22 protein-coding genes are annotated in these 24,193 nt (G+C 63.9%); 9 read left to right on the top strand and 13 right to left on the bottom strand.

All coding sequences use genetic code 11. From position 1 onward, the window contains the following. Window positions 1-16 precede the first annotated feature (16 nt). Window positions 17-964 (bottom strand): AAC(3) family N-acetyltransferase, encoded by a 948-nt coding sequence (locus BM193_RS21155; RefSeq protein ID WP_092800089.1) that lies wholly within the window; start codon window positions 962-964, stop codon window positions 17-19. Next, window positions 957-2,138, bottom strand: a complete 1,182-nt coding sequence (locus tag BM193_RS21150) for a prenyltransferase/squalene oxidase repeat-containing protein (RefSeq protein ID WP_139229971.1) — start codon at window positions 2,136-2,138, stop codon at window positions 957-959. Before BM193_RS21150 ends, BM193_RS21155 begins: the two co-directional genes overlap by 8 nt. Before the next feature lie 123 nt (window positions 2,139-2,261). On the opposite strand from BM193_RS21150, the gene BM193_RS21145 reads away from it, so the two are divergent. Then, window positions 2,262-2,522 carry a hypothetical protein gene (locus tag BM193_RS21145; protein ID WP_139176253.1) on the top strand — a complete coding sequence of 87 codons (261 nt, stop codon included), beginning with the start codon at window positions 2,262-2,264 and terminating at the stop codon, window positions 2,520-2,522. Between the two features lie 8 nt (window positions 2,523-2,530). On the opposite strand, the gene BM193_RS21140 is transcribed toward BM193_RS21145, so the two are convergent. The 4 genes from BM193_RS21140 to BM193_RS21125 all read right to left on the bottom strand — a co-directional run bounded on the left by BM193_RS21140 (window position 2,531) and on the right by BM193_RS21125 (window position 6,958). Further along, a complete protein-coding gene (locus tag BM193_RS21140) occupies window positions 2,531-2,914 on the bottom strand; it encodes a hypothetical protein (protein ID WP_092800095.1) in 384 nt (127 codons plus the stop codon). Between the two features lie 13 nt (window positions 2,915-2,927). Next, complete coding sequence (locus tag BM193_RS21135; RefSeq protein WP_092800097.1) at window positions 2,928-4,631, bottom strand: hypothetical protein; 1,704 nt, start codon at window positions 4,629-4,631, stop codon at window positions 2,928-2,930. A 12-nt stretch (window positions 4,632-4,643) separates the two neighbouring features. Then, window positions 4,644-5,321, bottom strand: a complete 678-nt coding sequence (locus BM193_RS21130) for a UPF0149 family protein (protein WP_092800099.1) — start codon at window positions 5,319-5,321, stop codon at window positions 4,644-4,646. Window positions 5,322-5,452: 131 nt separating this feature from the next. Continuing rightward, window positions 5,453-6,958 carry a peptide MFS transporter gene (locus BM193_RS21125; protein WP_092800101.1) on the bottom strand — a complete coding sequence of 502 codons (1,506 nt, stop codon included), beginning with the start codon at window positions 6,956-6,958 and terminating at the stop codon, window positions 5,453-5,455. A 313-nt stretch (window positions 6,959-7,271) separates the two neighbouring features. Between BM193_RS21125 and ppnN the strand changes: the two genes are divergently transcribed. After that, complete coding sequence (gene ppnN, locus BM193_RS21120; RefSeq protein ID WP_092800103.1) at window positions 7,272-8,642, top strand: nucleotide 5'-monophosphate nucleosidase PpnN; 1,371 nt, start codon at window positions 7,272-7,274, stop codon at window positions 8,640-8,642. A gap of 243 nt (window positions 8,643-8,885) precedes the next feature. Here ppnN and lysS read toward each other — a convergent pair whose 3' ends face one another. The 4 genes from lysS to BM193_RS28510 all read right to left on the bottom strand — a co-directional run bounded on the left by lysS (window position 8,886) and on the right by BM193_RS28510 (window position 12,445). Continuing rightward, window positions 8,886-10,415, bottom strand: coding sequence for a lysine--tRNA ligase (lysS, locus tag BM193_RS21115; RefSeq protein ID WP_092800105.1), 1,530 nt, complete (start codon window positions 10,413-10,415; stop codon window positions 8,886-8,888). A gap of 18 nt (window positions 10,416-10,433) precedes the next feature. Then, window positions 10,434-11,135, bottom strand: coding sequence for an HAD family hydrolase (locus BM193_RS21110; RefSeq protein ID WP_092800107.1), 702 nt, complete (start codon window positions 11,133-11,135; stop codon window positions 10,434-10,436). Between the two features lie 2 nt (window positions 11,136-11,137). Further along, window positions 11,138-12,242 (bottom strand): peptide chain release factor 2 gene (gene prfB, locus BM193_RS21105; protein ID WP_139176255.1). Its coding sequence is split into 2 segments (ribosomal slippage): window positions 11,138-12,160 and window positions 12,162-12,242, totalling 1,104 coding nucleotides; the frame shifts between segments, so codons are not numbered across the junction. A gap of 14 nt (window positions 12,243-12,256) precedes the next feature. Then, window positions 12,257-12,445, bottom strand: a complete 189-nt coding sequence (locus BM193_RS28510; RefSeq protein ID WP_139176257.1) for a hypothetical protein — start codon at window positions 12,443-12,445, stop codon at window positions 12,257-12,259. Between BM193_RS28510 and BM193_RS21100 the strand changes: the two genes are divergently transcribed. Together BM193_RS21100 and BM193_RS21095 are read left to right on the top strand one after the other, a co-directional pair. Further along, window positions 12,444-14,489 (top strand): bifunctional 2',3'-cyclic-nucleotide 2'-phosphodiesterase/3'-nucleotidase, encoded by a 2,046-nt coding sequence (locus BM193_RS21100; RefSeq protein ID WP_092800109.1) that lies wholly within the window; start codon window positions 12,444-12,446, stop codon window positions 14,487-14,489. The two genes, BM193_RS28510 and BM193_RS21100, sit on opposite strands and share 2 nt — an antisense overlap. Continuing rightward, window positions 14,486-14,980: a tetratricopeptide repeat protein gene (locus BM193_RS21095; protein WP_092800111.1), complete on the top strand. Its 495-nt coding sequence runs from the start codon at window positions 14,486-14,488 to the stop codon at window positions 14,978-14,980. The genes BM193_RS21100 and BM193_RS21095 overlap by 4 nt, the downstream gene beginning before the upstream one ends. Window positions 14,981-15,393: 413 nt before the next feature. On the opposite strand, the gene BM193_RS28845 is transcribed toward BM193_RS21095, so the two are convergent. Beyond that, window positions 15,394-15,735 carry a hypothetical protein gene (locus BM193_RS28845; protein WP_175533373.1) on the bottom strand — a complete coding sequence of 114 codons (342 nt, stop codon included), beginning with the start codon at window positions 15,733-15,735 and terminating at the stop codon, window positions 15,394-15,396. Between the two features lie 135 nt (window positions 15,736-15,870). Here BM193_RS28845 and BM193_RS21090 point away from each other — a divergent pair, with 135 nt between their 5' ends. Beyond that, window positions 15,871-18,369 carry a heparinase II/III domain-containing protein gene (locus BM193_RS21090; protein ID WP_175533372.1) on the top strand — a complete coding sequence of 833 codons (2,499 nt, stop codon included), beginning with the start codon at window positions 15,871-15,873 and terminating at the stop codon, window positions 18,367-18,369. Window positions 18,370-18,390: 21 nt separating this feature from the next. On the opposite strand, the gene BM193_RS21085 is transcribed toward BM193_RS21090, so the two are convergent. Both BM193_RS21085 and BM193_RS21080 read right to left on the bottom strand, forming a co-directional pair. After that, on the bottom strand, window positions 18,391-18,804 hold the full coding sequence (locus BM193_RS21085) for a hypothetical protein (RefSeq protein ID WP_092800116.1): 414 nt from the start codon (window positions 18,802-18,804) through the stop codon (window positions 18,391-18,393). A 24-nt stretch (window positions 18,805-18,828) separates the two neighbouring features. After that, a complete protein-coding gene (locus BM193_RS21080) occupies window positions 18,829-19,737 on the bottom strand; it encodes a hypothetical protein (RefSeq protein WP_092800118.1) in 909 nt (302 codons plus the stop codon). A 27-nt stretch (window positions 19,738-19,764) separates the two neighbouring features. Here BM193_RS21080 and BM193_RS28505 point away from each other — a divergent pair, with 27 nt between their 5' ends. The 4 genes from BM193_RS28505 (at window position 19,765) to BM193_RS21065 (ending at window position 24,189) form a co-directional block, all read left to right on the top strand. Then, window positions 19,765-20,016, top strand: coding sequence for a hypothetical protein (locus tag BM193_RS28505; RefSeq protein WP_139176259.1), 252 nt, complete (start codon window positions 19,765-19,767; stop codon window positions 20,014-20,016). Window positions 20,017-20,104: 88 nt separating this feature from the next. Continuing rightward, entirely contained in the window at window positions 20,105-21,262 is a 1,158-nt protein-coding gene (locus BM193_RS21075) for an ABC transporter substrate-binding protein (RefSeq protein WP_092800120.1), read from the top strand. Window positions 21,263-21,347: 85 nt separating this feature from the next. Continuing rightward, window positions 21,348-22,238, top strand: a complete 891-nt coding sequence (locus BM193_RS21070) for a branched-chain amino acid ABC transporter permease (RefSeq protein WP_092800122.1) — start codon at window positions 21,348-21,350, stop codon at window positions 22,236-22,238. A gap of 7 nt (window positions 22,239-22,245) precedes the next feature. After that, the gene (locus BM193_RS21065) at window positions 22,246-24,189 is read left to right on the top strand and encodes a branched-chain amino acid ABC transporter ATP-binding protein/permease (protein WP_092800124.1); all 1,944 of its coding nucleotides are present in this window, start codon (window positions 22,246-22,248) and stop codon (window positions 24,187-24,189) included. Window positions 24,190-24,193 lie beyond the last annotated feature (4 nt).

Here is a 24,193-nt window from a genome sequence, read left to right as displayed (position 1 = left end):
CCGGCGTACCGCCGCCTCACCGCCCGTGCCGCACAGGGCCGTGCGCGACGGGCCGCGCCGCCAGCTGCGCCGCCGTGGCATAGATCGTCACGTCCTCGGCCGCCAGCCGCCGTAGGTGGTCATAAAACGCCTGCGCCGGTATCAGCCACGATGGCGCCTCGCCCACTTGTCCGCTGCTGCGCAGGCCGGCGGCGTCGAATTCGCGCGCAAAATAATCTCGCAAGTCGTCCCGGTCCGGGTGGTCGATGCGGCGCTGCGCGACCAGCGGATCGAAGGGCCGCACGGGCACCTCCCAGCGCTGGCCGCCGTGGTCGCGGCAGGCCAGCAGCTTGGTATCGTGTTCCCAGACAGGCACGGGGAAGGCGTCGCCCATGGCGTCTTCCAGCGCGTGATAAAACGTCACCGGCCCCATGGAGATGCCCAGGCCCAGCACTTTCGCCTGGTCGCAGCCAATGCAGCGCTGCCACGGCGAGCCGGCGCCGAAGATCGACGGCGCGCGGTGGTGGCCTTCCGTGAGCCAGGCCGCATGCCGGCCCCAGGCTGACACGGAATGGGTGGGATGGACACTGCGGTGAATGGCGCCGCTGGCCAGGAACGCTTCGGGCAGGCGCCCCATGTGCGTGCCGTGGCGGCGCGGGTCGAACACATAGCCGCGCATGGCGCAGGTGGCGCGCACGCTGCCGCCGGGCAGGTAGTAGGTGGGCAGCAGCAGGGTGCCTTGCGGGCCGACGGCATCCTGCAGGGCGCCGATCACGGCCAAGGGGCCGCCCTCGACATAGCCCAGGCTTTTCAGCGACGAGTGGACGAACAGGGTGTCGCCGGGCGCCACGCCGAGCCGCGCCAGGCCTGCCGACAGTTCGGCGCGCGTCACATGGCGCGCGTCCTGGCGCATGGCCTGGGCGCTGGCGGCACGGCGCCAGGTTTCCAGTGCGGCGCGGGCGATGCGCCTGGCCCGGTCAAGCATCGCTCGTTTCCAGTTCCAGCAGGTTGGCGTCGATGCAGAACTTGGCGGCCCAGTTCAGGTAAGCCCATTGGCCGTAATCGCCATCGACGGGAAACGAGCCCTTGACGCCGCCGCGCGCGTGTGGCTGACCGTCGATGCTGATCGTGCGCCGCACGTAACTATTCAGGCGGCGCGCCGCGTCGAGGTAGTGCCGCTCGCCCGTCAGCTGGTACAGCAGGAACAGGCAGTGCGCGTTTTGCGCGGAGCCGGTGAGGCAGGCGTAATCGGCGCCCGACCGGAAGTCCGGGCCCAGGCGGCCGGGCAGGTAGCCATCGGCCGCCGTGGCTGCGGCGATACTGGCGCCGGTGCGCACGGCGGCTTCCAGCAGGTCGGCGCGCTCCGCAAAGCGGTACGCCTCGATCACGCCGCGCAAGGCATAGCCGATGGTGTGGCTCAGGGGCAGGGCGGGATCGTCCAGGCAGTTTGCGGCGAACCAGCCGTTCGGCTGCTGCTTGCCGAGTGCCCAGGCGACCTGGCGCAAGCCGGCCGCGCCATAGCCATGGCCCGGCGCGATGCGGTCCGCCTCGAACAGGCCCCAGGCGACATGCGTTTCATAGGCCTTGTCGCCAGCCCTGGCAAACGGCGTCGGATGCCGGCGCCAGCAGCCATCCGCATCCTGGGTGTCGCGCAGCCATGATGCCGCGCGGTGCATGGCGTCCGCATACGCCGCGCCATAGGCCGCCACGCCGGCGGCCAGGCCCAGCAAAATCTGGCCCGTATTGAAGGTGACGGGCACGCGCGGCGTGGAATCGATCTTCCCGCCCTGGAAGCCGCCCTCCGGGAACTGGATCGCCACGCACCAGTCGAGCATGCGGCGCGCGCGCCCATGCAGCGCGGCGTTGCCCGTGCGCTGCGCCAGCGCGATCATGGTGGGGATGATGTAGCCCGTGGTCTCGGGATAGGAACTGGACCATCCCGTTTGCAGGCTGTAGTCGCGCGCCACGCCGCCGTCCGCCGACGCTGAATGGTCTTGCGCCGCGCATAGCCAGGCGGTGCAGGCGTCGATGACGGCGGCGGGACCGGGATCGCACGCCGGCAGGCCGCGCCGGTCCGCGCGGCGTTCGCCGCGCGCCGCTGGCGACAGCCTGGCGGGTCGGGTGAAGGTTTTCCTGATCGTTGCGAGGAGGGTGCGCATGGCGGCGGTGGCGTGTTGGTTGGCCCAGGCTACTGTAGCGCTGCCAGCCAGCGCGGCCATTGACCTGCCGCAAGCGCCGGCACGGTGCCATCGCCGCGTCGCGGCTGCGCGAAATGACGCATAATGGCCACCTCACCACCATCGACGGGGCCCGCCATGAACAGCGTCACGCTTGAATATTCGGTCGTCACCGATCCCGACGCCTTTGTCGGCTACAAATACTATGTCAAGGCGGGGCAGGCATTCGATGCCGATGATTTCGCCTATTCCTACAAGTTGAACCGCTCCGACCTTGACCCCGACAGCGTGCTGGCCACGCGCGAGGCGGCGACGAACCTGCAGCCGGGCGAGTGGCTGGTGGTGTCGCATTCGGTCGCGGCGTAGCAGGCCTCCTACGCCGGCGCGAACCACGCCCGCAGTTCCGCCTCGGCGCGCTGCGCCGTGTCCTGCGTCAAGGTCAGCACGATGATTTTTTCCCGCGCCGGGCGATGCTGGCCGTCGTCGCCGGCCAGTTCGATGGCTTGCTCGAAGCTCGTGTAGCCATGGCCATGTTCACGCGGACAGTGCTGCACGATGCGCGCCGCCTTGCCGGCGTGCCGGTCGGCCAGGTTGACGATGGGATTGCCGTCATAAAACGGCTGGCCGTTGGCAAAGCTGGTGCGCAGATATGGCGCGCACCGGCCGTCGAGGAAGGCCAGGCGCGTTTGCCAGTACGCCTGCAGTGCCGCATACGTGGCCTGGTCCTCGAGGAAATCGGCAAACAGGAAGTCGTGCATATGGTCTCTTCGGCTAGATGCCGAACACTTTCAAGATCGCGTCGGTAAATCCCTCGAACCAGCTGCCCGCCTTGCCCGGCTGCTTGCCGTGGCGCGGGGTTTCTTCGTACAGGTAGACGCCGTTGTCGCCGTCGAAACGGTCGTTGAGCAAGGCTTGCTGGCCGCGCAGGTACGGGATGAAGGTCTCGCTGCGCAGGGTCGAGTACAGCACGTCGGTGGTGAACCCCAATGTGGCGGACTGGCTGATGCTGCGGCCCTGGCCCGCGCGTTCCAGGCGCACGCCGCGGCAGCCGCGCACGATCAGGGTGGCGGGGCCGCGAAAGACGATGAAGCGCAACTGCAGGGTGAGCCAGGCGTGCAGGCTGCCCAGGCGCCAGTGGCTGGACATCGCCAGCGGCTGGCCCGCGTCCAGGATCAGGCCGACCAGGCCCCGTGGCTGGAACACCAGGGCGCCGCCGGCGGGCAGCCGGACGACGGCGATTTCCATCAGCGGATCGTCGCTGGCGGAAATCGTCACGCACGCCGGTGCGCCGCTGTGCAGGCGCGTCAGCGCCACCATGCCGGCGGCCAGGCTGGTGAACGGGAAGCTCCAGTCCAGCAGCCACTGCGTGCGCTTGTGCGTGCTGACGGGCGACGATTGCAGGTATTCGGGATGGATCAGCATGCGCTGGCCGGGCTGCAGCTGCAGCGCCTGCGACACGGCGGAAATGCGCGATTCGCCATGCGGCGGCAGGGGCAGGGTGCTGCCCGCGACCTGCAGCTCGCGCGCGATCGACAGCGGCTTGACTCGCGCCGCGATGGGCGCCAGCACGAAGTAAAAGAAGGCCTTGATGGCGGCGGGCAGCGCGATGGCCGACAGCACCAGCAGGGCGGCCGTGGGCGCCACGTCCATGACGGGAGCGCGCCAGCGGCCGATCCAGTTGCGCGCCAGCTGCGCCTCGCCGGCCGCGATGGCCTGTTGGACGGGCGCCAGGGCGTTGGCCAAGCCTTGCTCGTCGATGGAGAATGGCGCGGGGCGTGCGGTGTGCGTGGCGTCGCTGGTGCGCGCGCGCTGCGCCAGCCAGGCGTTGTACGCTTGCTGGTTGCTCTCGCGCAGGCGCCTGCCTTCCGCTTCCAGGCGCGCCATCTGCGCGTAGGCGTCGCTGCCGGGCAGGTGCGCCGCCAGCGGATGCTGCGCTGCGAGCAGCTGGCGCTGGCGGACATTCTCCTGCAGCGCCGCATACGCCTGCACATGTTGCGCGTGCAGGCGGGCCAGGGTCTGGCGCGCATCGTCGGCATTCAGCACCGCCTGCAGGGCCAGCAGATAGCGCGCTTCCTGCGCCAGCACTTCGATCTCCACGCGGCGCGTGGCTTCGTCTTGCGCGTGACGGGCCAGCGCATCGGCATCGGGCAGGGGCAGGGTGAACAGCGAAGGCTGCCGCCGCGCGCGCAGGGCCGTCAGTTGCGCCTGCACTTGCGCCAGGCGCGCCGCGATGGCCGCGTGCGAGGCGTGGCGCAAGGCGTTCACCCTCGCCGTGGCCGTCCCGGCCAGGCTGGCGCCATGCTGGTCCGCCGCCACGGTGGCCTGGCGCAGCGCGGCCACGGCGTCGCTGCCGGCGCTGTAGGCGCGCCATTCGGCCAGCAGCAGGCGTCCGGCCAGCAGGATGACGATGAACAGCGCGAACTGCAGCGCGTGGCGCAGCACGAAGCGCAGCAGGGCCGTCAGCAGCTGGAGCAAGGAAAGAGGTCCTTAGCCGGCCGCGCTATCGGCGTCGGCGCAGCATTTCTTGTACTTCTTGCCGCTGCCGCAGTGGCACGGGTCGTTGCGGCCCGTCTTCGGCAGTTCGCGCAGCACCGTGGCGCCGGGCTGGCTTTGTTTCAGGTGGCGCTGGCGCGCCCAGGCCGCGTTGATGGCGATGACGGACGGCGTGACGCCGTCCATGGCCGTTTCGGCCGCTTCGTCATCGAGTTCGCTGGCCGTGGCCAGGTGCTGGAACGGCGCCAGGTACTCCGGGTGGCTGACGGCCAGGGCCGCCCACTGGGGCTTGTCCAGGGTGGTGCCCAGCAGGAAGCCGGCGCACCAGGCGGGCACGCTCCATTCGGGGCCGCATTCGTAGATCGGCTCGAAGCTGTCCGGGTCTTTTGCCAGCCATTCGACCATGTAGGCGTGGTGGCGCTGCGCCAGGCTGGCGGCCCGCTCGCTGTCCGCGCCTGGCGCGGCTGCCGCGCTGCCGGCGGCCTTGTCCCACACCCACGGCAGCCACTGCTCGGGCGTGATCTGTTTCGGGCTCAGCGCGACGGCCGTCAGAAATCCTTCCAGCATCGACACGTCCATGGCGCGCCCCTCCAGGGCGGGTGCGGCCAGCAGGGTGTCGAGTTCGGCGTATTCGTCGTCGGAGAGGGGCGAGGTGGTGGAGATGCTGGACATGGGATTCTTTGTATAGGTTGGTCGTGTGGCCGGTGGCCCTGGCCGTATTGTACCGCCCGCCAAGGCAAGCACCGGCGCCGGAATGAAAAACGGCGGCCCGCAGGCCGCCGTTGTGGTCTACCACAAGACGCTTACTTCACGCCGTGCATCAGTTTGTTGATCAGCGGTGCGATCAGGAACAGCACGACACCGGCGCCCAGCAGGGACCAGAAGCCGAAGGTGTAGCCGGACAGGGCCGATTGCACCGACATGCCGCTTTCGCCGCTGACGTAGCTGGCGAAGATGCCCGACAGATTGTTGCCGATACCGGTGGACAGGAACCAGCCGCCCATGCCCATGCCGACCAGGCGTACCGGCGCCAGCTTGGTGACCATCGACAGGCCGATAGGCGACAGGCACAGTTCGCCGATCGATTGCAGCACGTAGACGGTGGTCAGGGTCCAGAACGGGATCTTGTTGTCGGCGCCAACCAGGCTCGACAGTGCAAAGATCAGCAAGCCGAAGGCCAGGGCGTTGCCCAGCAGGCCCAGGCCGAATTTGCGCGGGATCGATGGATTGACGTTGTGGCGCGCCAGGAAGACCCAGATGGCGGCGATGATCGGCGCGAAAACGATGATGGCCACCGAGTTGACGGTCTGGAAGTAGGCGGTCGGGAAGATCCAGAAGCCCAGGTCGCGGTTGACGATCTTGTCCGCCAGGAAGGTAAACGAGCTGCCAGCCTGTTCGAAGAACATCCAGAACAGGATGTTGAAGACGAAGATCAGCAGCATGGCGATGACGCGGTCGCGCGCCACCTTGCCGTTGCGGATACCTTCGACCATCAGCATCACGGCCAGGCCGATGAACAGCACGGTCAGGACGATTTGCAGCTTTTCAGCGCCGACCGTCAGCAGGAAGTACATCAACGGGATCACGCACAGGCAGCCCAGGGCGACCCAGACGACGCGCATCGGATTGCCGGAGCCGGCTTCCGGTGCGCCGATGCCCTTCAGGGCGCGGCGGCCGATGGCGAACCATACCAGGCTGATCAGCATGCCGAAGCCGGAGGCCATGAAGACCATCTTGTACGAAGGCATGGCGCTGGTGCCGAAGATCGACTCGGCCAGCCACTGGGTGAAGACGGGCGCGACCATGGCGCCCATGTTGATACCCATGTAGAAGATCGTGAAGCCACTGTCGCGGCGCGGATCGGCGGCCGTGTACAGCTTGCCGACCATGGTCGAGATGTTCGGCTTGAACATGCCGTTACCGACGATCATGGTGGCCAGGCCCAGGTTGAAGATGTCCTGGTTCGGCACCGAGATGCAGAACAGGCCGGCGGCCATGAAGACGGCGCCCAGCAGGATGGAACGCTGGTAGCCGATGATGCGGTCGGCGAGGTAGCCGCCGAACAGGGCGCCGGCATACACCAGCGCGAGGAAGGAACCGTAGGTCAGGTTGGCCGCTGCCTGTCCCGAACCGTCGCCAGCGTGGAACTGGGCCACGATGTACAGTACCAGCGCCCAGCGAACTCCGTAGAACGCGAAGCGTTCCCAGAATTCAGTCATGAACAACATCCACAATGGGCTTGGATGGCCCATAATCTGCTTGAACTCGGGAATAACGGCTTCCTTGTTGGGCGTAGTCGCACCGCTCATGCGGTTCCTCCTGAAAATTATTATAGTCAATCGATAAAACAAACTTATGGAAGCCTGCCGGGCTGTGGGCACTCTCATGAAGAACCGACCACACGGGAATTCCAATAGGCTGGCATTCTAATCTACAAATTGCGCTGAGCGAAGGTTTCCATTCGCATTAGCAAGAATGACTGTTTCATATTGGTCAAACCGGTTTGCGGCCCGGGGGAGGGCGGAGGCGATTTTGCGGCGCTACAGCACAACTTGCCTGACTTGTCGTATATTGGTGCTGCAAGACATTCGAGGATCGATTTTTAAAGGGATTTTTCGCATTATGGAACACGACGTTATCGATACTCTGGTTTCACCGGAAGGCCGCCTGGACGTGCTCTCCAAGACTGAAGTCAACAAACTGCTCGATACCAGCCAGGGCGGCCTGTACAGCACTTTCCGCCGCTGCGCGCTGGCGGTCTTGAATTGCGGCAGCACCGTCGACGATGGGCGCGCCTTGCTTGAGCGCTACCAATCCTTCGAGATTTCCATCATCCAGCGCGAGCGTGGCATCAAGCTCGACATCAAGGGCGCGCCGGCCATCGCCTTCGTCGACGGCAAGATGATCAAGGGCATCCACGAACACCTGTTCGCCGTCCTGCGCGACATCATCTTTGTCAGCGACGAAGTCACGGGCAATCCGAAATTCGACTTGCACAGCACGGAAGGCGTGACGGACGCCGTCTTCCACATCCTGCGCAACGCCAATGTGCTGCAAACCCAGCTGAACCCGAACCTGGTGGTGTGCTGGGGCGGCCATTCGATCAACCGCGCCGAATACAATTATTCGAAGGAAGTGGGCTACCAGCTGGGCTTGCGCGGCCTCGATATCTGCACCGGCTGCGGCCCGGGCGCCATGAAGGGCCCCATGAAGGGCGCCACCATCGGCCATGCCAAGCAGCGCCTGCACAATGGCCGCTACCTGGGCATCACGGAGCCGGGCATCATCGCGGCCGAATCGCCGAACCCCATCGTCAACGACCTGGTGATCATGCCGGACATCGAAAAGCGCCTGGAGGCCTTCGTGCGCGCGGGCCACGGCATCGTCGTGTTCCCCGGCGGCGCCGGCACGGCCGAGGAGATCCTGTATATCCTCGGCATCTTGCTGCACCCGGACAATGCCGAGATTCCGTTCCCACTGATCTTCACGGGGCCGGAAACGTCGCGCGAGTATTTCGTGCAGATCAACCAGTTCATCCACGATACCCTGGGCCCGGAAGCGCAGCAGCGCTACAAGATCATCATTGACGATCCGGAACTGGTGGCGCGCGAAATGCTCGAAGGCATCCGCCAGGTGCGCGAATTCCGCAAGGCGCACAGCGACGCGTATTACTTCAATTGGCTCTTGAAGATCGACCACGAATTCCAGAAGCCGTTCCACCCCACGCATGACAACATGCGCAACCTGAGCCTGCACAAGAACCAGCCCACGCACTTGCTGGCGGCCCAGCTGCGCCGCGCGTTCTCGGGCGTGGTGGCCGGCAACGTCAAGGACGACGGCATCCGCTCGATCGAGGAACACGGCAACTTCGAGATCCACGGCGACAAGGCCATCATGGGCCCGATGGATGCGCTGCTGGCGTCGTTCGTGGCGCAGCACCGCATGAAATTGGCGGGCACGGCGTATGTGCCGTGCTATACGGTTGTGCAGTAAGCTGACTGCCGGGGTCAGACCCGGCGGGTCTGACCCCGGGTTTTGCCGTTGGGGTTAAAAAAAGCCGCCTGATCTTGCGATCAGGCGGCTTTTTTTGCCTTGAAGCATAGAACGTCTGAAAAATCGTAGCGAGCGGATGGGCGTTGCGGCTGGGAAGCGCAACTGTCCTGGGCACGGGGCCGCAGAGGCAGTGAGCATCGCAGGCCGCAAATCGCGACGCGCAGTAGATTTTTCAGGTGTTCATCATTCTTCGCGGCGCAGGTGCGGGAACAGCAGCACGTCGCGGATGTTCGGCGAATCCGTGATGATCATCATCAGGCGGTCGATGCCGATGCCGCAACCGCCGGCTGGCGGCATGCCGTATTCCAGCGCGCGGATGTAGTCGGCGTCGTAGAACATCGCCTCTTCATCGCCGGCGTCCTTGGCGGCCACTTGCGCCAGGAAGCGTGCCGACTGGTCTTCCGCATCGTTCAACTCGGAGAAGCCGTTGGCGATTTCGCGGCCCACCATGAACAGCTCGAAGCGTTCGGTGATGCCGGCCACCGTGTCGGAAGCGCGCGCCAGCGGCGACACTTCGACCGGATAGTCGATGATGTAGGTCGGTTCCCACAGCTGCGCTTCAGCCGTCTCTTCGAACAGCGCCAGTTGCAGCGCGCCCAGGCCGGCCGTGGCGAACGGCTTGACGCCGAACTTCTTCAGCTCTTCCTTGATGAAGTCCGCATCGTTCAGCTGCTCCGGCGTGTAGCCCGGCGCGTACTTGTTGATCGCTTCGACGATGGTCAGGCGGTGGAACGGTTTTGCCAGATCGAGTTCGCGGCCGCCGTAGGTCAGGGTGGCGGTGCCGTGCGCGTCGATGGCGGCCTGGCGGATGACGGCTTCCGTGAAGTCCATCAGCCATTTGTAGTCGGTATAGGCCGCGTAGAATTCCATCATCGTGAATTCCGGGTTGTGACGGATCGACACGCCTTCGTTGCGGAAGTTGCGGTTGATTTCGAACACGCGGTCAAAGCCGCCCACGACCAGGCGCTTCAGGTACAGCTCGGGCGCGATGCGCAGGAACATCTGCATGTCGAGCGCATTGTGATGCGTGATGAACGGTTTTGCCGCAGCGCCGCCGGGAATCGTGTGCAGCATCGGCGTTTCCACTTCCATGAACTCGTTCTTTTCCATGAAGCGGCGGATCGACGAGATGGCGGCGGTGCGCGCCTTGAAGGTGCGGCGCGTCTCTTCGTTCATGATCAGGTCGACGTAGCGCTGGCGGTACTTGGTTTCCTGGTCGGCCAGGCCGTGGAATTTGTCCGGCAGCGGGCGCAGCGACTTGGTGATCAAACGCAGTTCCGACACCTTGATGGTCAGTTCGTCCGTCTTGGTCTTGAACAGCGTACCTTGCACGCCCAGGATATCGCCCAGGTCATAGTGGTGCAGGGCGGCCATGGCCGCTTCGCCCGTGAGATCGAGCGTGGCGTAGATCTGGATGCGGCCGTCGGCCTTCGGGCCGGAGGCGTCCTGCAGGGTGGCGAAAGCGGCTTTCTTGCCCGCTTCGCGCTTGAGCATCATGCGGCCGGCCAGCACCACGTGTACGGGGTTCTCTTCCAGTTCTTCGCGCGACTTGCCGTCGTATTGCGCGTGCAGATCGGCCGCCTTGTGCTCGGGGCGGAAATCGTTCGGGAAGGCGACGCCCTGTTCGCGCAGTGCGGCCAGCTTGGCGCGGCGCTCGGCGATGATCTTGTTTTCATCGGGGGCGGCGGCTTGTTCTTGGATATCCGTAGTCATGATGTTCTTCGTTGTTGATTATTGATGATGTGGCGCCAGCGCTGGCGCCACGCTGGCAAACAGTGCGTCGACGTCGAGCGCGGAGAAATCCGGCACGATGGCAATCACGTTGTCGAAGGCGGCAAACGCCTCGGCCGGCAGGGTGGTGGTGAGCACCACGACGCGCATGCCGGCGCGGCGCGCCGCTTCCACGCCCAGGGGCGCGTCTTCGAAGACGATGCAGTGCCGCGGCAGCGCGCCGGCCAGCTGCGCGCCTTTCAGGAACACGTCCGGGTGCGGCTTGCCCCGTTCCACGTCGGCGGCGCCGACGATGGCGTCGAAGCGGTGGCGCAGGTCCAGGCCGTCGAGCGTGAAGGCGATATTCTCGTTTGGCGCGGCCGTGCCGACCACCAGCCCGACGCCAGCCTGGCGCGCGCTGGCGATCAGCCGGTCGAAGCCGGCGACCGTGGCCAGGTGCGGGCCATACAGTTCGCGGTAGACAACTTCCTTTTCCGCCAGCAGGGTGGCGTGGTCGGCGTCCTCGCCCAGGTACTTGGCGATGATTTCGCGGCCTTGCCGTCCCGCCGTGTCGCGGAAAAAGGCGTCCGCGTCCAGCGCATGGCCCTGGCGTTCAAAGAACGCCAGCCACGATTGCGTGTGGAAGGCCATGTTGTCGACGATCGTGCCATCCATGTCGAACAAAAAGGCACGCGGCGCCGGAGCCGGAGCGGAGGCATTCATCCTTACACGCCCTGTTTCAGCGAGGCGGAGATGAAGTCGTCGATGTCGCCATCGAGCACGCCCTTGGTATTGCCCGTCTCGAAGCCGGTGCGCAAGTCCTTGATGCGGGACTGGTCCAGCACGTAGGAGCGGATCTGGTGGCCCCAGCCCACGTCCGTCTTCGAGTCTTCCAGCTTCTGCTGCTCGCTCATGCGCTTGCGCAGCTCATGCTCGTACAGTTTGGCTTTCAGCATTTCCATCGCTTCGGCGCGGTTGCGGTGCTGCGAACGGTCGTTCTGGCACTGCACCACGATGCCGGTCGGCGCGTGGGTCATGCGGACGGCGGAGTCGGTTTTGTTGATGTGCTGACCACCGGCGCCCGACGCGCGGTAGGTGTCGACGCGGATGTCGGCCGGATTGACGTCGATCTCGATCGAATCGTCCACTTCCGGATACACGAACAGCGACGTAAACGAGGTATGGCGGCCGTTGGCCGAGTCGAATGGCGACTTGCGCACCAGGCGGTGCACGCCCGTTTCCGTGCGCAGGAAGCCGTAGGCGTGGTCGCCCTCGACCTTCAGCGTGGCCGTCTTGATGCCGGCCACCTCGCCGTCGGACTGTTCCAGGATCTCGACCTTGAAACCCTTGCGTTCGCAGTAGCGCAGGTACTGGCGCAGCAGCATCGAGGCCCAGTCCTGGGCTTCCGTGCCGCCGGCGCCGGCCTGGATGTCGATGAAGCAGTTGTTCGGGTCCATCGGATTGTTGAACATCCGGCGGAATTCCATGCTTTCGATGACCTTGCGGATTTCCTGCACGTCCTGCTCGATCGCTTCCAGCGTCTCGTCGTCGCCTTCTTCGCGGGCCATGTCGAACAGGTCGCGGGTGTCGCGCAGGTCGGCATCGGCCTTGGTCAGGGTAAAGACGATGGCTTCCAGCGCCTTCTTCTCCTTACCGAGGTCCTGGGCGCGCTTGGGATCGTTCCAGACGGTGGGGTCTTCCAGTTCTTCGTTGACTTGCTCTAGTTTCTCCGACTTGACAGTGAAGTCAAAGATACCTCCGAAGTTCGGCTTCGCGGACGGTCAGGTCGTTGAGCAGGGCGGAGATGGCGTTGATGCGTTCGGCTTCCATAATGTTCTGGTCTTCTATGGTGAAATCAAACCTTGAATTATACGCGAGCGCGCGCCGTTTCCCATGCCGGTGGCGCGCAATCGCTGGCGTTCGGGGCAATAAAATCGCTGTTTTGCTGCATTTGCGACAATATTTTTGCCTTGATAGCGATTGCCGTGCTGCGTATGATGCTGGCGATATTGTCTTTCCACAGGAATTCTCATGCGTCAGCCCCTGCGTCAACTTCCCCGTCTCGCCCTGTTACCGCTGCTGCTGGCCGGCTGCGGCAGCTTGCCGCCCGCCGCCACCGGACCGGTCCACCCGCTGGCCGCCGCGCCGGCCGGCAGCAGCGCCACCCTGGCCCTGCTGGAGACGACGGACTTGCACGCGAACGTGCTCAGTTATGACTATTACAAGCTGCAGGCGGAACCGTCGATCGGCCTGGAACGCACGGCGACCCTGATCGCGCAGGCGCGCGCCCAATTCCCGAACAATCTGCTGCTCGACAACGGCGACACCATCCAGGGCACGGCGCTGGCCGACTACCAGGCATTGGTCAAACCGCTGGCCTGCGACCAGACCCTGGCCATCTACAAGGCCATGAATCTGCTGAAGGTCGATGGCGGCGGCATCGGCAACCACGAATTCAATTACGGCCTGGCCTTTTTGAGCCAGGTGACGGGCAACCGCTTCGACGTCGACAGCGTGGACGCTTCCAAACCGCGCTGCGCCGGCCCCGCCTTCCCGCAAGTGCTGGCCAACGTCTACAGCGTCAAGACGGGCAAGCCGCTGTTAGCGCCCTACCATATCATCGACAAGCAGATCACGGCCACCGGCCCCGATGGCAAGGCCATCACCGCCAACGTGAAGGTCGGCATCATCAGCTTTGCGCCGCCCACCATCATGGCCTGGGACAAGCGCTGGCTGGAAGGGCGCGTCTACACCGAGGGCGTGCGCGAGACGGCGGAAAAATTCATCCCCGAGATGCGCGCCAAGGGCGCCGAGCTGGTGGTGGCCATTTCGCACGGCGGCCTCGATGACAGCCCGTACTCGCCGACCATGGAAAACGGCAATTACTACCTGTCGCAAGTGCCGGGCGTGGACGCCATGCTGATCGGCCATTCGCACCAGCTGTTCCCGAACGCGGCCAGCACGGTGCCGCAGTTTAATCTGCCCGGCGTCGACAAGGCCCGTGGCCTGGTGAACGGCGTGCCCACCGTGATGGCCAATTTGTGGGGCAAGCACCTGGGCGTCATCGGCCTGCGCCTGCGCCACGACGGCAAGCAGTGGGTCGTCGACAAGAACGCCACCACGGTGGAAGCGCGCGGCATCCAGAACGCGGACAAGAGTTACGTCCAACCCGATGCGGCCATCGCCACACTGGTGGCCGAGGAGCACGCGGCGACGATCGCCTACGTGCAGACGCCCTTGGGCAAGACGGACTTCCGCATGTCGACGTATTTCGCCGACGTGGGCGACGTCAGCGCCATCGAGGTGGTGAACCAGGCGCAGGCCGGCTACCTGGCCGCGTATGTCAAGGCGAATTTGCCGCAGTACGCGCACCTGCCCGTGCTGTCGATGTCCTCGCCGTTCAAGAGCGGCTCGGCCGGGGTGTCCGACTACACGGACGTCAAGGCGGGCAACGTGGCGCTGAATAACGCGGCCGATTTGTATCTGTATCCGAACGCGCTGTACGGCGTGAAGATGAACGGCGCGGAGCTGCAAGCCTGGCTGGAGCAGTCGGCGCGGCGCTTCAATACCATCGATGTCAACAAGAGCGAGCCGCAGGAACTGGTCAACACGGCGCACCCGAGCTACAACTTCGACGCCATCACCAGCGCCGACGTGCGCTACCAGATCGACGTCACGCAGCCGCCGGGCCGGCGCATCCAGGGCCTCACGTACAAGGGCAAGCCGGTCGATGCCAGCCAGGAATTTCTGATCGCGACGAATAACTACCGCGCCAGCGGCGGCGGCAATTTCCCCGGCCTCGACGGCAGCAAGACGGTGGTGGCCTCGCCCGACAACAACCGCGAACTGCTGATCGCCTACGTGACGCAGGAAAAAAACCTGACGCGCGCGAAAAACGGCGCGGCGCGCAGCTGGACCTTCGCCAAGGCCGCCACCAAAGGCCCGGTCGTGTTCCATTCGGCGCCGAACGTGATCGAGCTGGCCAAGGCGGCCGGCATCGGCAACGTGACGCAGCTGAAGGCTGATGATGGCGCGGGCAAGGGCTTTGCGCTGTACCAGCTCGATTTGTCGAAATGATGCTGGCGGCGTGGCTGCTGGCGGCCGCCCTGGCGACACCGGGGGCAGCCTCGCCGGCACCCGACCTCACGGCCCGGGCCAAGGTGCTGATGCGCGCCGGGCCTGCGTCCCAGCCGCAGGCGCGCGCCCTGTTCGAACAGGCGGCGGAGCAGGGCAGCGGTCCCGCCGCGTATTACCTGGGCCTGATGCTGAAGAACGGCATGGGCGGGCAGCAGGACGGCGTGGCCGCGTTGCGCTGGCTGGAACTGGCCGCGCAGCGCGGCGTGGCGCCGGCCATGTTCATCGTGGCGAACATGCTGCTCGATACGGACGACGCCCGGGCGCGTTTCTGGCTCGACGCCGCCTGCGACCTGGAATACCCGGAAGCGCTGCAGCAGAAATCCGTCGCCCTGGCCGAAGGGCGCATGGGCTATGCACACAACGAGGCGCAGGCGAACCTGTACCTGAAAATGGCCACGCATGCGATGGGGCACCGCGCGGGCGAGCCGTGAAGGCGCGCGGCGCGGCGCGCAAGAACAGGTGTTGGCAATGCCGCATTGAATGTGGTGTCATTGAAATATTAATAGATAAGCGGAATGTTTTCTTTTTAAAGGGTAATGGTAATTCCCGATAAAAACTGTGTGCCTTTATATTTTCTTTGAAAGTCGTTGAATCGCCAGTTAGTCGTTGATCATTATTATGTTTTTTTGCAAAAGAATGTGCCAGTATGGCCGAATATTTTGTCAACTTAATAATGATTGGAATGTCGATGAGAAATCAAAGGAAAGTCCCGGGAATCAGCCACCTGTCTGGCACCCGGCTGTTACAGAAGAAAAGCTGGTGCGCCGTCTTGAGCGCGTTTGGTATCATGTCGGCGCCCGCGCTGGCGCAATTGCCGGCCCCTATCAAACAGGGACATCCCCGCCTATTTCTTGATCAGGCCAGTTTCGATACGCTGAAACCGCAATTGCCGAATCTTCCCGCCGCTTTTCCTGCGGCGGGTGGTACGGTCAGCCTGGATTTGTTTGCCCAGGCTAAAGACGCGCGCGATCCCGTCGATCAGCCGATTTTTGGCCAGTTCGCTGAAAATCGTAATCACTTTTTTATTCGTCACGTTGATTCCTACGATAGCGCGGATGGGCAAAAGATCGGTTTGCAGCTTGGCTTCCAGGTCAATGGCTTGGACCGCTATCTTTCCGTTACCAGGCTCGATATCAACGCCAATGCCTGGTCCAATATTCAACTCTCGTGGAATAGTCAGACCCATAAAATCGCCATCAAGCTCAATGGCGTCGCGGTTCCTGCTGCCTGGAGAACCGTCGATGGCACGAGCGCCACCGCACCGATTGAGTGGCAGGCGAGTGACCAGGCCACCGGCATTGGCATGCGGCGCAATGAAACCATGCGCAATGTCCGTTTGCTCGACGCGGGCGGCAATGAGTTATGGAAGGCGCCAGCCATGGATGCAGCGCTCAACAAGGCCTGGTACAGTTTCATGGACGTGGTCAATGAGCGCATCGCGGTCATTGAAGCCTGCCCCCTGGTTCCTCCCGTCGCCGTTCCCCCTGTTCCTGTTCCCGAGTTATGCGATGTGACCAGCGGCAGCCGCCTGAAGATCTATGAAACGGCGCAGATGCTGGCCATGGCATACAAGCTGACTGGCAATGAAAAGTATTTGCATGGCGCCCTGAACTTTCTCGATAAAATGCTGGCCACGCCAGCCATTTCTGGTGGCGAATGGTCGATGGGCGGGCGCGTCGGCGCCATGGGCATCCTGTATGACTGGCTATTCGCGGAGTTGGGCGCGCGGTCCGTGCCCGATGCCGTCGGTTTTGGCAGCTATCGGGCCTTGACGGCGCAGCGTATCAAGGAAACGATCGCCGCGGACACGGGTGCCCTGGTGGATAACCTGTATTTCGCCATGTGTGGCCAGCAGTCGCTGTCCATTACCAGCACCAGTTTTGATTGCCAGAAAAAGCCCGTGTATGAAAACTGGGATCGCAGCGACTCCAAGCCATCGATCGCCAATTTCTATATCGGCGGCCACCCGTTCAGCGCGGTAAATAATGTCACGGTCGCCTTGCTGGCCATCGCCGATGAGCATCCGGACGTATTGCCGATGCTCGACACATCGTATGCGCATTATGAAAAGGGATTTCTGGCGGCCCGCGCGCGCATTTCGGTCGACGGCGGCCACCATATGGGATTTGCCTACGGCGTATCGAGCATCCCCGAGCGCCTGCTGCTGTGGCGCAGCGCGCTGGAACAGCCGGATGCGGTGCCCCTGCTGAAAGCGGACTGGCAGGCAAAGCTGATCTATCCGTATATTTACGGGCTGCGTCACAATGGCACGTTTCCCGCCAGTGGCGATGACTTCGACACGCCGCTCGGCAGCACCCTGATCGCGCAATTGGCGCTGGGCGCGGTCAGCGATGTCAACGATGGCGTGGCCGGCCAGTTCTATCGCGAACAGGTGCTGCCAGCGCGCGGTTCGCATGCCTCCCTGATACTGGAACGCTTGCTGTGGCCAGCGCCTTTGCCATCGGCACCGCAAGATACGCTGGAATTGTCGCGCCATTTCAGGACTGCGGGGCAGGTGCTGATGCGCGATTCCTGGGATTATGCCAATGCCACCCTGCTGGAGTTTAAATCGACGTCCTTCAGCGCGGAAAACCACCAGCATTTTGACCAGAACAGTTTCTCGCTCAATTACAAGGCGCCCCTGCTGCTTGACACGGGCCTGTACGAGGAATACGGCAGCAGTCACTGGTGGAATTACTACACGCGCAGCATTGCCCATAACACGCTGCTGATATTTGACAAGAGCGAACGTTTCGTCCGCGGCAGCAAGGAGTACAGCAATGATGGCGGCCAATGGTTCAGCGCGCCGGCACAGGCGTATCCGACCATCGAGGAAATCGGCCCTGCCGGACCGAATGCGCTCGACGGCATCATCCGTTATGAAAATACGCCGGAATATACCTATACCAGCGGCAATGCCAGCAAGGCTTATAGCGCCAAGAAGCTCGATGCGGCAAACGGCTTCGTGCGCAATGTGCTGTTCCTGCGCACGCCATCGTTCTGGCCCAAGCCAGTGACCGTGGTCTTTGACAGCGTGCGCAGCAAGCAGTCCTTGCCGGCCACCTTCCTGCTGCACACGGCAAATGATCCCGTTTCCGGCGCGCCAGGCACGACGGCACTGGGCAATGGCCAGTATCAGCTGGGTTTCACGGCGGGCCAGGAACGCATCCTGACCATACGCAATGGCGGCGGCATGCTGACGGCGCACACCATCCTGCCGCTCAATGCCAGCGTGCGCAAGGTGGGCGGCGCGCAGGAGGGCGGCAGCGGTTGCGCGCAAGCGCATATCGTCACCGGGGCGCAGCTCGCCAACGCACCGGACTGCCGTTTCACGGTGCGCCGGCGCCTGGACGGAGACAATTATGCATGGCGTAACCAGACGGCGGGGATCAGCAAACAGCAATCGTCAAGCAGCGACGTTGGTGGCTGGCGCCTGGAAGTGACCGCGCCTGCCGTGCCCGCGCCGAACGCTCCCGAATATTTCCTGCACGTGCTGGCCGTCGCCGACAATGACGGCGCCACCGCGCCGGCCAGCGCACCGGGCGCCGTGCGTTTGGCGGCGACTGGCGGCACGGAAGCTTTGTTGCTGGGTGAGCAATTCCAGGTGCTGTTCAACCGCGAAGTGGCGCCCGCCGCCCGCATGGACTGGAGTTCGCCCCTGGTTGGTGGCGCCATCCTGGCCACGGGCCTGAAGCCGGGCGCCCACTATGCGCTGACGTCGACCCCGGCAGGCAGCGGCTTTGCCAGGACCCTGGTCGAGACGCAAGAGGGGACGGGCACGCACCTGAGTTCGGACCAGGGCGTGCTCAGCATCGAGTAAGGCGCTTGCCTGCCGGCCGGGTCACGCCTGGTCTTCCTTCGCGGGCCTGGCCCGCAGGCTGGCTGCCGCTTCGCCGATGGCGAACGGGTCGCGCGACAGGATGGCGGCGCCCAGGTCGACCAGCCTGGCGGCGGTGCCGATGGCCGCCTTGACGTCGGCGATGCGCTTGAGCTGCAGCTTGCCCTTGGCGATGGCGCCCTCGATCTCGCCGCGCGCCTGTTCCGCGCCTTCGGCGATCAGATAGATGCCATAGGCGCGGAACAGGGCCACCATCTGGTCCAGGTGGTTTTCATATTGCTCCAGCAGCGCGCGCTCGTCCGGCGCCAGCGTGTCGCGTTGGCGGATGCGCAATTCCAGCACCAGGCTCGATGCCTGCGCCAGGCCGTCGGCGATGGCGTAGGCCTGGTCCTTTGTCAGTTCGGTCAGTTGGGCCATGATGGTCTCCGGTTATGCCTGCGCTTACCAGCGGGCGGGCGCGTAGTAGGCGGCCTGTTTTTGCAGCGCGCCGACGTGGCTGGAGAACTGCGCCAGCTGCTGTTCCAGTTCGGGCGCCTGCAGGCTGTCCAGGTTGGCCCGCAGCACGGCCACGCTGGCTTGCAGCCCGTCGACGGCGCTGACATACGCGGCAACGATTTTTTCCCTTTCCTGCAATTGCCGGCTTTCCAGGTGCAAGCGCGTGCGGATGTAGTTGGCGGCCAGCGGTTCGCGCTGCGCGGCCCCGTCGATGGCGCCGCGCAGCAGGGCCAGGTCGCGCAATTCGTCCTGCAAGCCGGCGCGGTAGTTGCGCTGCGCATAGTCCTTCAATGCATTGCTGACGATGGTCACGGCTTCCTGCTCGTCGAGCAGTTCGCGCAGGGCCGATTTCTGCAGCCGCTGCGTGGCCAGCCGGCTCAGGTGTTCACTGAGCTTGACGACCTTGGACAGCTTGTCCGCATCGAGCAGCGGCGCGCCGCCGCCCGGTTGCGCCAGTCCGGCCAGCGCGTCGCCCAGCGCCGTGAATTCTTCCTTGTGCACGGGCAGCTTGTCGTCCGCCACGGCCGCCAGGGTCTGCGCATAGCGCAATAGCACCTCGTTGAGCTTGCCAATCGCCACGCTCGCCCGGGCGATCGGCGCGCAATCGGCGCGTGCCGCCTGCTCACTGGCTTGCGCATCGAAACGCTCGGCCAGGATCAGGCGCTTGCGCAAGGCATTGTCGGTACAGCTGTTGAACGTGCCGGCCAGCATGGGATCGAAACTGCTGGACAGCTTGTGCGTCTGCTCGGCAAAGGTGCGCACGGGCGCCAGGTTGGTGGCACAGCCGGCCAGCAGCAGGCAGGCAAGCGAACTCAGGAGCAAGGTGTGGCAGGGGAACGTCGATGGGCGCTGCATATCGCCTCCATGCGGTGGGAATGCTGGATGAACCTGCGCGCGGGCGCCGGTATGGCCGAACTTAGCATGGCGGACAGCGGCCGCATTGCGCCGGATCAGCTCGCCTTCAATCGCCCAGCTTGCTTGCAAGGCGCTGTCCCGTTTTGCCACAATGCTGTTGCGCGATGGCGCAGGCTGCGCCAATTTGCGCCATATTTTTCTTACAAAAGGCTGACAATCGGGTCTTTTTTACATGCTGCGACGCGTCATATGTTGTTGTTGCTGGTGCATGTTTACTAACCTACAATGATTTATCGATGGGGCGGTTATCCAGCGTACGACTATAAAAATAAGTAGCATTAAAAACGTTGTATTAGAGGAGATGACAATGAATTTGAAACAGAAATTGCTCGTGGCAAGTTTGGTTTTGGGTTTCTCGCAAGCGGCAGTCGCAGCCGACCCCATCAAGATCGGCGTGTCCGGTCCGTTCACGGGCGGCTCCGCGCCGATGGGCGTGTCGATGCGGGACGGCGTGAAACTGGCCGTCGCGGAAATCAATGCCAAGGGCGGCGTCATGGGCCGTTCGCTGTTGCTGATCGAGCGCGACGACGAAGCCAAGAACGAACGCGGCGTGCAAATCGCCCAGGAGCTGATCAACAAGGAAAAGGTCGCCGCCACCGTCGGCTACATCAACACGGGCGTGGCGCTCGCTTCGCAGCGTTTCTACCAGGAAGCCAAGATTCCGGTGATTAACAACGTGGCGACCGGTTCCATCGTCACCAAGCAGTTCGCCGACCAGCCGGAAAACTATATCTTCCGCAATGCCGCCAACGACCAGATCCAGTCGCACATGATCGTCGAGGAAGCCGTCGACCGCCGCAAGTTCAAGAAAGTGGCGATCCTGGCCGACTCCACCAACTACGGCCAGCTGGGCCGCGCCGACCTGGAAAAGGCGCTCGACGCGAAAGGCATCAAGCCCGTCGCCGTGGAGAAATACAATATCAAGGACGTCGACATGACGGCCCAGTTGCTGAAAGCCAAGCAGGCGGGCGCGGAAGTCGTGCTGACCTACGGCATCGGCCCGGAACTGGCGCAGATCGCCAACGGCATGGAAAAACTGGGCTGGAAAGTGCCGCTGATCGGCAGCTGGACCCTGGCCATGGGTAACTTCATCGATAACGCGGGCAAGAACGGCGACGGCACGCGCATGCCGCAGACCTTCATCCAGGAGCCGAGCACGCCGAAGCGCAAGGCTTTCATCGACGCCTATGTAAACGCGTATAAACCGTCGGGCGGACGCATGCCGTCGGCCGTCTCGGCCGCGCAAGGCTACGATTCCATCTACCTGCTGGCTGCGGCCTTCAAGCAGGCGGGCGGCACGGATGGCCCGAAAGTGCGCGCCGCGCTGGAAAATCTGACGGAAAAAGTCGATGGCGCCGTCACCACCTACAACAAGCCATTCAGCAAGACCAACCATGAAGCGATCACGGCCGACCTGACGGTCTTCGGTGAAGTCAAGGACGGCAAGGTCATCCTCGCCAAATAAGCCTGGCGGACGTTTGTCGCGCAGTGGCCAGCCTTGAGGAATCAGGACTGGCCATTTTTTTATCTTCCGTCCTTCGGGGAATACCATGGAAATCTTCCTGCAGCTTGTCTTCAGCGGCGTCGCGCTGGGCATGATCTATGCCGTCATCGCCTTCGGCTACCAGCTGACCTTTGCCACGTCCGGCACCCTCAACTTCGGCCAGGGCGAGTCCCTGATGCTGGGCGCGCTGGTGGGCCTGTCGCTGGTGGGCACCATCCACGGCGGCCCCTACATGAGCTATTTGCTGATGATCCCCATCGTCATCGCCTTCGGCGCCTTGCAGGGCGTGTTCGTCGAATGGATCGGCGTGCGGCCCGCCATCAAGATCAAGTCCGAATTCGGCTGGATCATGTCGACCATCGCGCTGGCCATCATTTTCAAGAATGTGGCGGAAAACATCTGGGGCAAGGATGACCTGATGTTCCCGTCGCCGCTGTCGGCCGCGCCATTCCAGGTATTCGGCGCCAACGTGCAGCAGATGCAGGTGGCCGTCATCGTCGGCGCGCTGGCCATCATGCTGGCCGTCGAAGTGTTCAACCGCAAGTCGATCTACGGCAAGGCCGTGGTGGCGACGGCCAACGACCGCGACGCGGCCGGCCTGATGGGCATCAACACGGGCATGGTCATCACGTTTTCGTATGCGCTGTCATCGGCCACGGCCGCTTTTGCGGGCGTGCTGGTGGCGCCGCTCACGTTGACGGGGGCCACCATGGGCGCCTCGCTGGGCTTGAAGGCATTCGCCGTGGCCATCATCGGCGGACTGACGTCGGGCGTGGGCGCCATCGTCGGCGGCCTGATCCTCGGCATCGCCGAGACCACCACCGGCTATTACATTTCCACCGGCTACAAGGAAGTGCCCGGCCTGTTGTTGCTGCTGCTGGTGCTGGCCATCAAGCCGTCGGGCCTGTTCGGCAAAGCCGCGATCAAGAAAGTCTGAGGGATTCATGAACAAGAAAATCACCATGCTGGCGCTGAGCGCGGCGGGACTGGCCGTGCTCGCGCTGTTCCCCGTCGTCATCCCGAATCCGTATTACATCCACCTGGCCGAAACCATCCTGATCTACGCCATCCTGCTGTTCGGCCTCGACATCGTCGTCGGCTACACGGGGCAGGTGTCGCTGGGCCACGCGGGCCTGTTCGGCATCGGCTCGTACGCCACGGGCGTGCTGGTGTTCAAGCTGGGCGCGCCGTTCTGGCTGGCCATTCCCGCAAGCATCCTCGGCGCGGCCCTGTTCGGCGCCATCCTGGCCCTGCCGGCCCTGCGCGTGACGGGACCGTACCTGGCCATGGTGACGCTGGCCTTCGGCACCATCGTGCAAATCCTGATCAATGAAATGAGCTTCCTGACGGAAGGGCCGATGGGCATCAAGATCCACAAGCCCGTCCTGTTCGGCCACAAATTGAGCGAAGTGGAGTACTACTACATGGTGGCCGCGCTGATGGTCATGTCGCTGCTGGTGGTGCACCGCATTTTAAAATCGAACCTGGGCCGCGCCTTCGAGGCGCTGCGCGACAGCCCCATCGCCTCGGACTGCATGGGCGTTTCCGTCTACCGTTATAAAGTCTACGCCTTCGTCATCAGCGCCGGATTCGCGGGCCTGGCCGGCAGCCTGTATGCGTATTCGGAAGAATATATCTCGCCCAATACCTACAATTTCGAGCTGACGATATTGTTCCTGCTGGCCGTCATCATGGGCGGACGCAAGACGCGGTCGGGCGCGCTGATCGGCGCCCTGATCGTCGTCATGCTGCCCAGCCTGCTGTCGGATATCGAATTGTTCCGCAAGATCGCCGTCGGCGCCGCCGTGCTGGGCGTGATCGGCTCGGCCGTCATGCTGGCGAAAAAACGTTCCACCGTGCGCGGCGTGATCGTGCCGCTGGTGGCCACCATCGGCCTGGCCGCGTTTTCCTACAAGCTCGATAACATGGTGGACTGGCGCCTGACCATCTTCGGCCTGATGACCCTGTTCGTCGTGTACTACCTGCAGGATGGCATCGTCGGTTTCCTGATGAGCTTTGTGGGCAAGGGCCGCCGCCACGTGAAAGCGGTGGCGTCCAGCGGCGTGGCGCCGTTCCACCACGCCGAGGGCGGCGCGCGCGGCGACATCCTGCTGCGCGTGGAGCAGGCCCTGATGCAGTTCGGCGGCCTGAAGGCGCTGAACCAGGTGGACCTGAACGTCACGCAAGGCTCCGTGCATGGCTTGATCGGGCCGAACGGCTCGGGCAAGAGCACCATGATGAACGTGCTGACGGGGATCTACAAGCCGACGGCGGGCAAGGTGGAATTCGCCGGCGTGGTCATTTCCGGGCGCACGCCGTCCGAGATCGCCCTGGGCGGCGTGGCGCGCACCTTCCAGAACGTGCAGCTGTTCGGCGAGATGACGGCGACGGAAAACGTGCTGGTCGGCCTGCACAATACCTTTCAATCGAACGTGCTGGACGTGATGCTGCAGACGCCCCGTTACCGGCGCGAAGAAAAGGCGGCGCGCGAGCGGGCCGCCAGCATCCTCGAATTCGTGGGACTGGCCGACCTGGCCGACGAGGAAGCGCGCAATCTGCCGTATGGCAAGCAGCGCTTGCTGGAAATCGGCCGCGCGCTGGGCCTGAACCCCCGTTTGCTGCTGCTCGACGAACCGGCGGCGGGCCTGACGGCGCCCGACATCAAGGAACTGATGGCCATCATCCGCAAGATCCGCGAACATGGCATCACCATCATCCTGATCGAGCACCACATGGATGTGGTGATGGCCCTGTCGGACGTGGTGACGGTGCTCGATTTTGGCCAGAAGATCGCCGAAGGCGCGCCCGCGCTTGTGCAAAGCGATCCGAAAGTGATCGAAGCCTACCTGGGCGGCAGCGCCGAGACCCTGAGCCCAGCGGCGCACTGAGAGG

This window comes from Janthinobacterium sp. 344, from assembly GCF_900112025.1.
GTDB lineage: Bacteria > Pseudomonadota > Gammaproteobacteria > Burkholderiales > Burkholderiaceae_D > Janthinobacterium.
The sequence above is the reverse complement of the archived record's forward strand: the minus strand, read 5'-3'. Positions and strand labels throughout refer to the sequence as shown.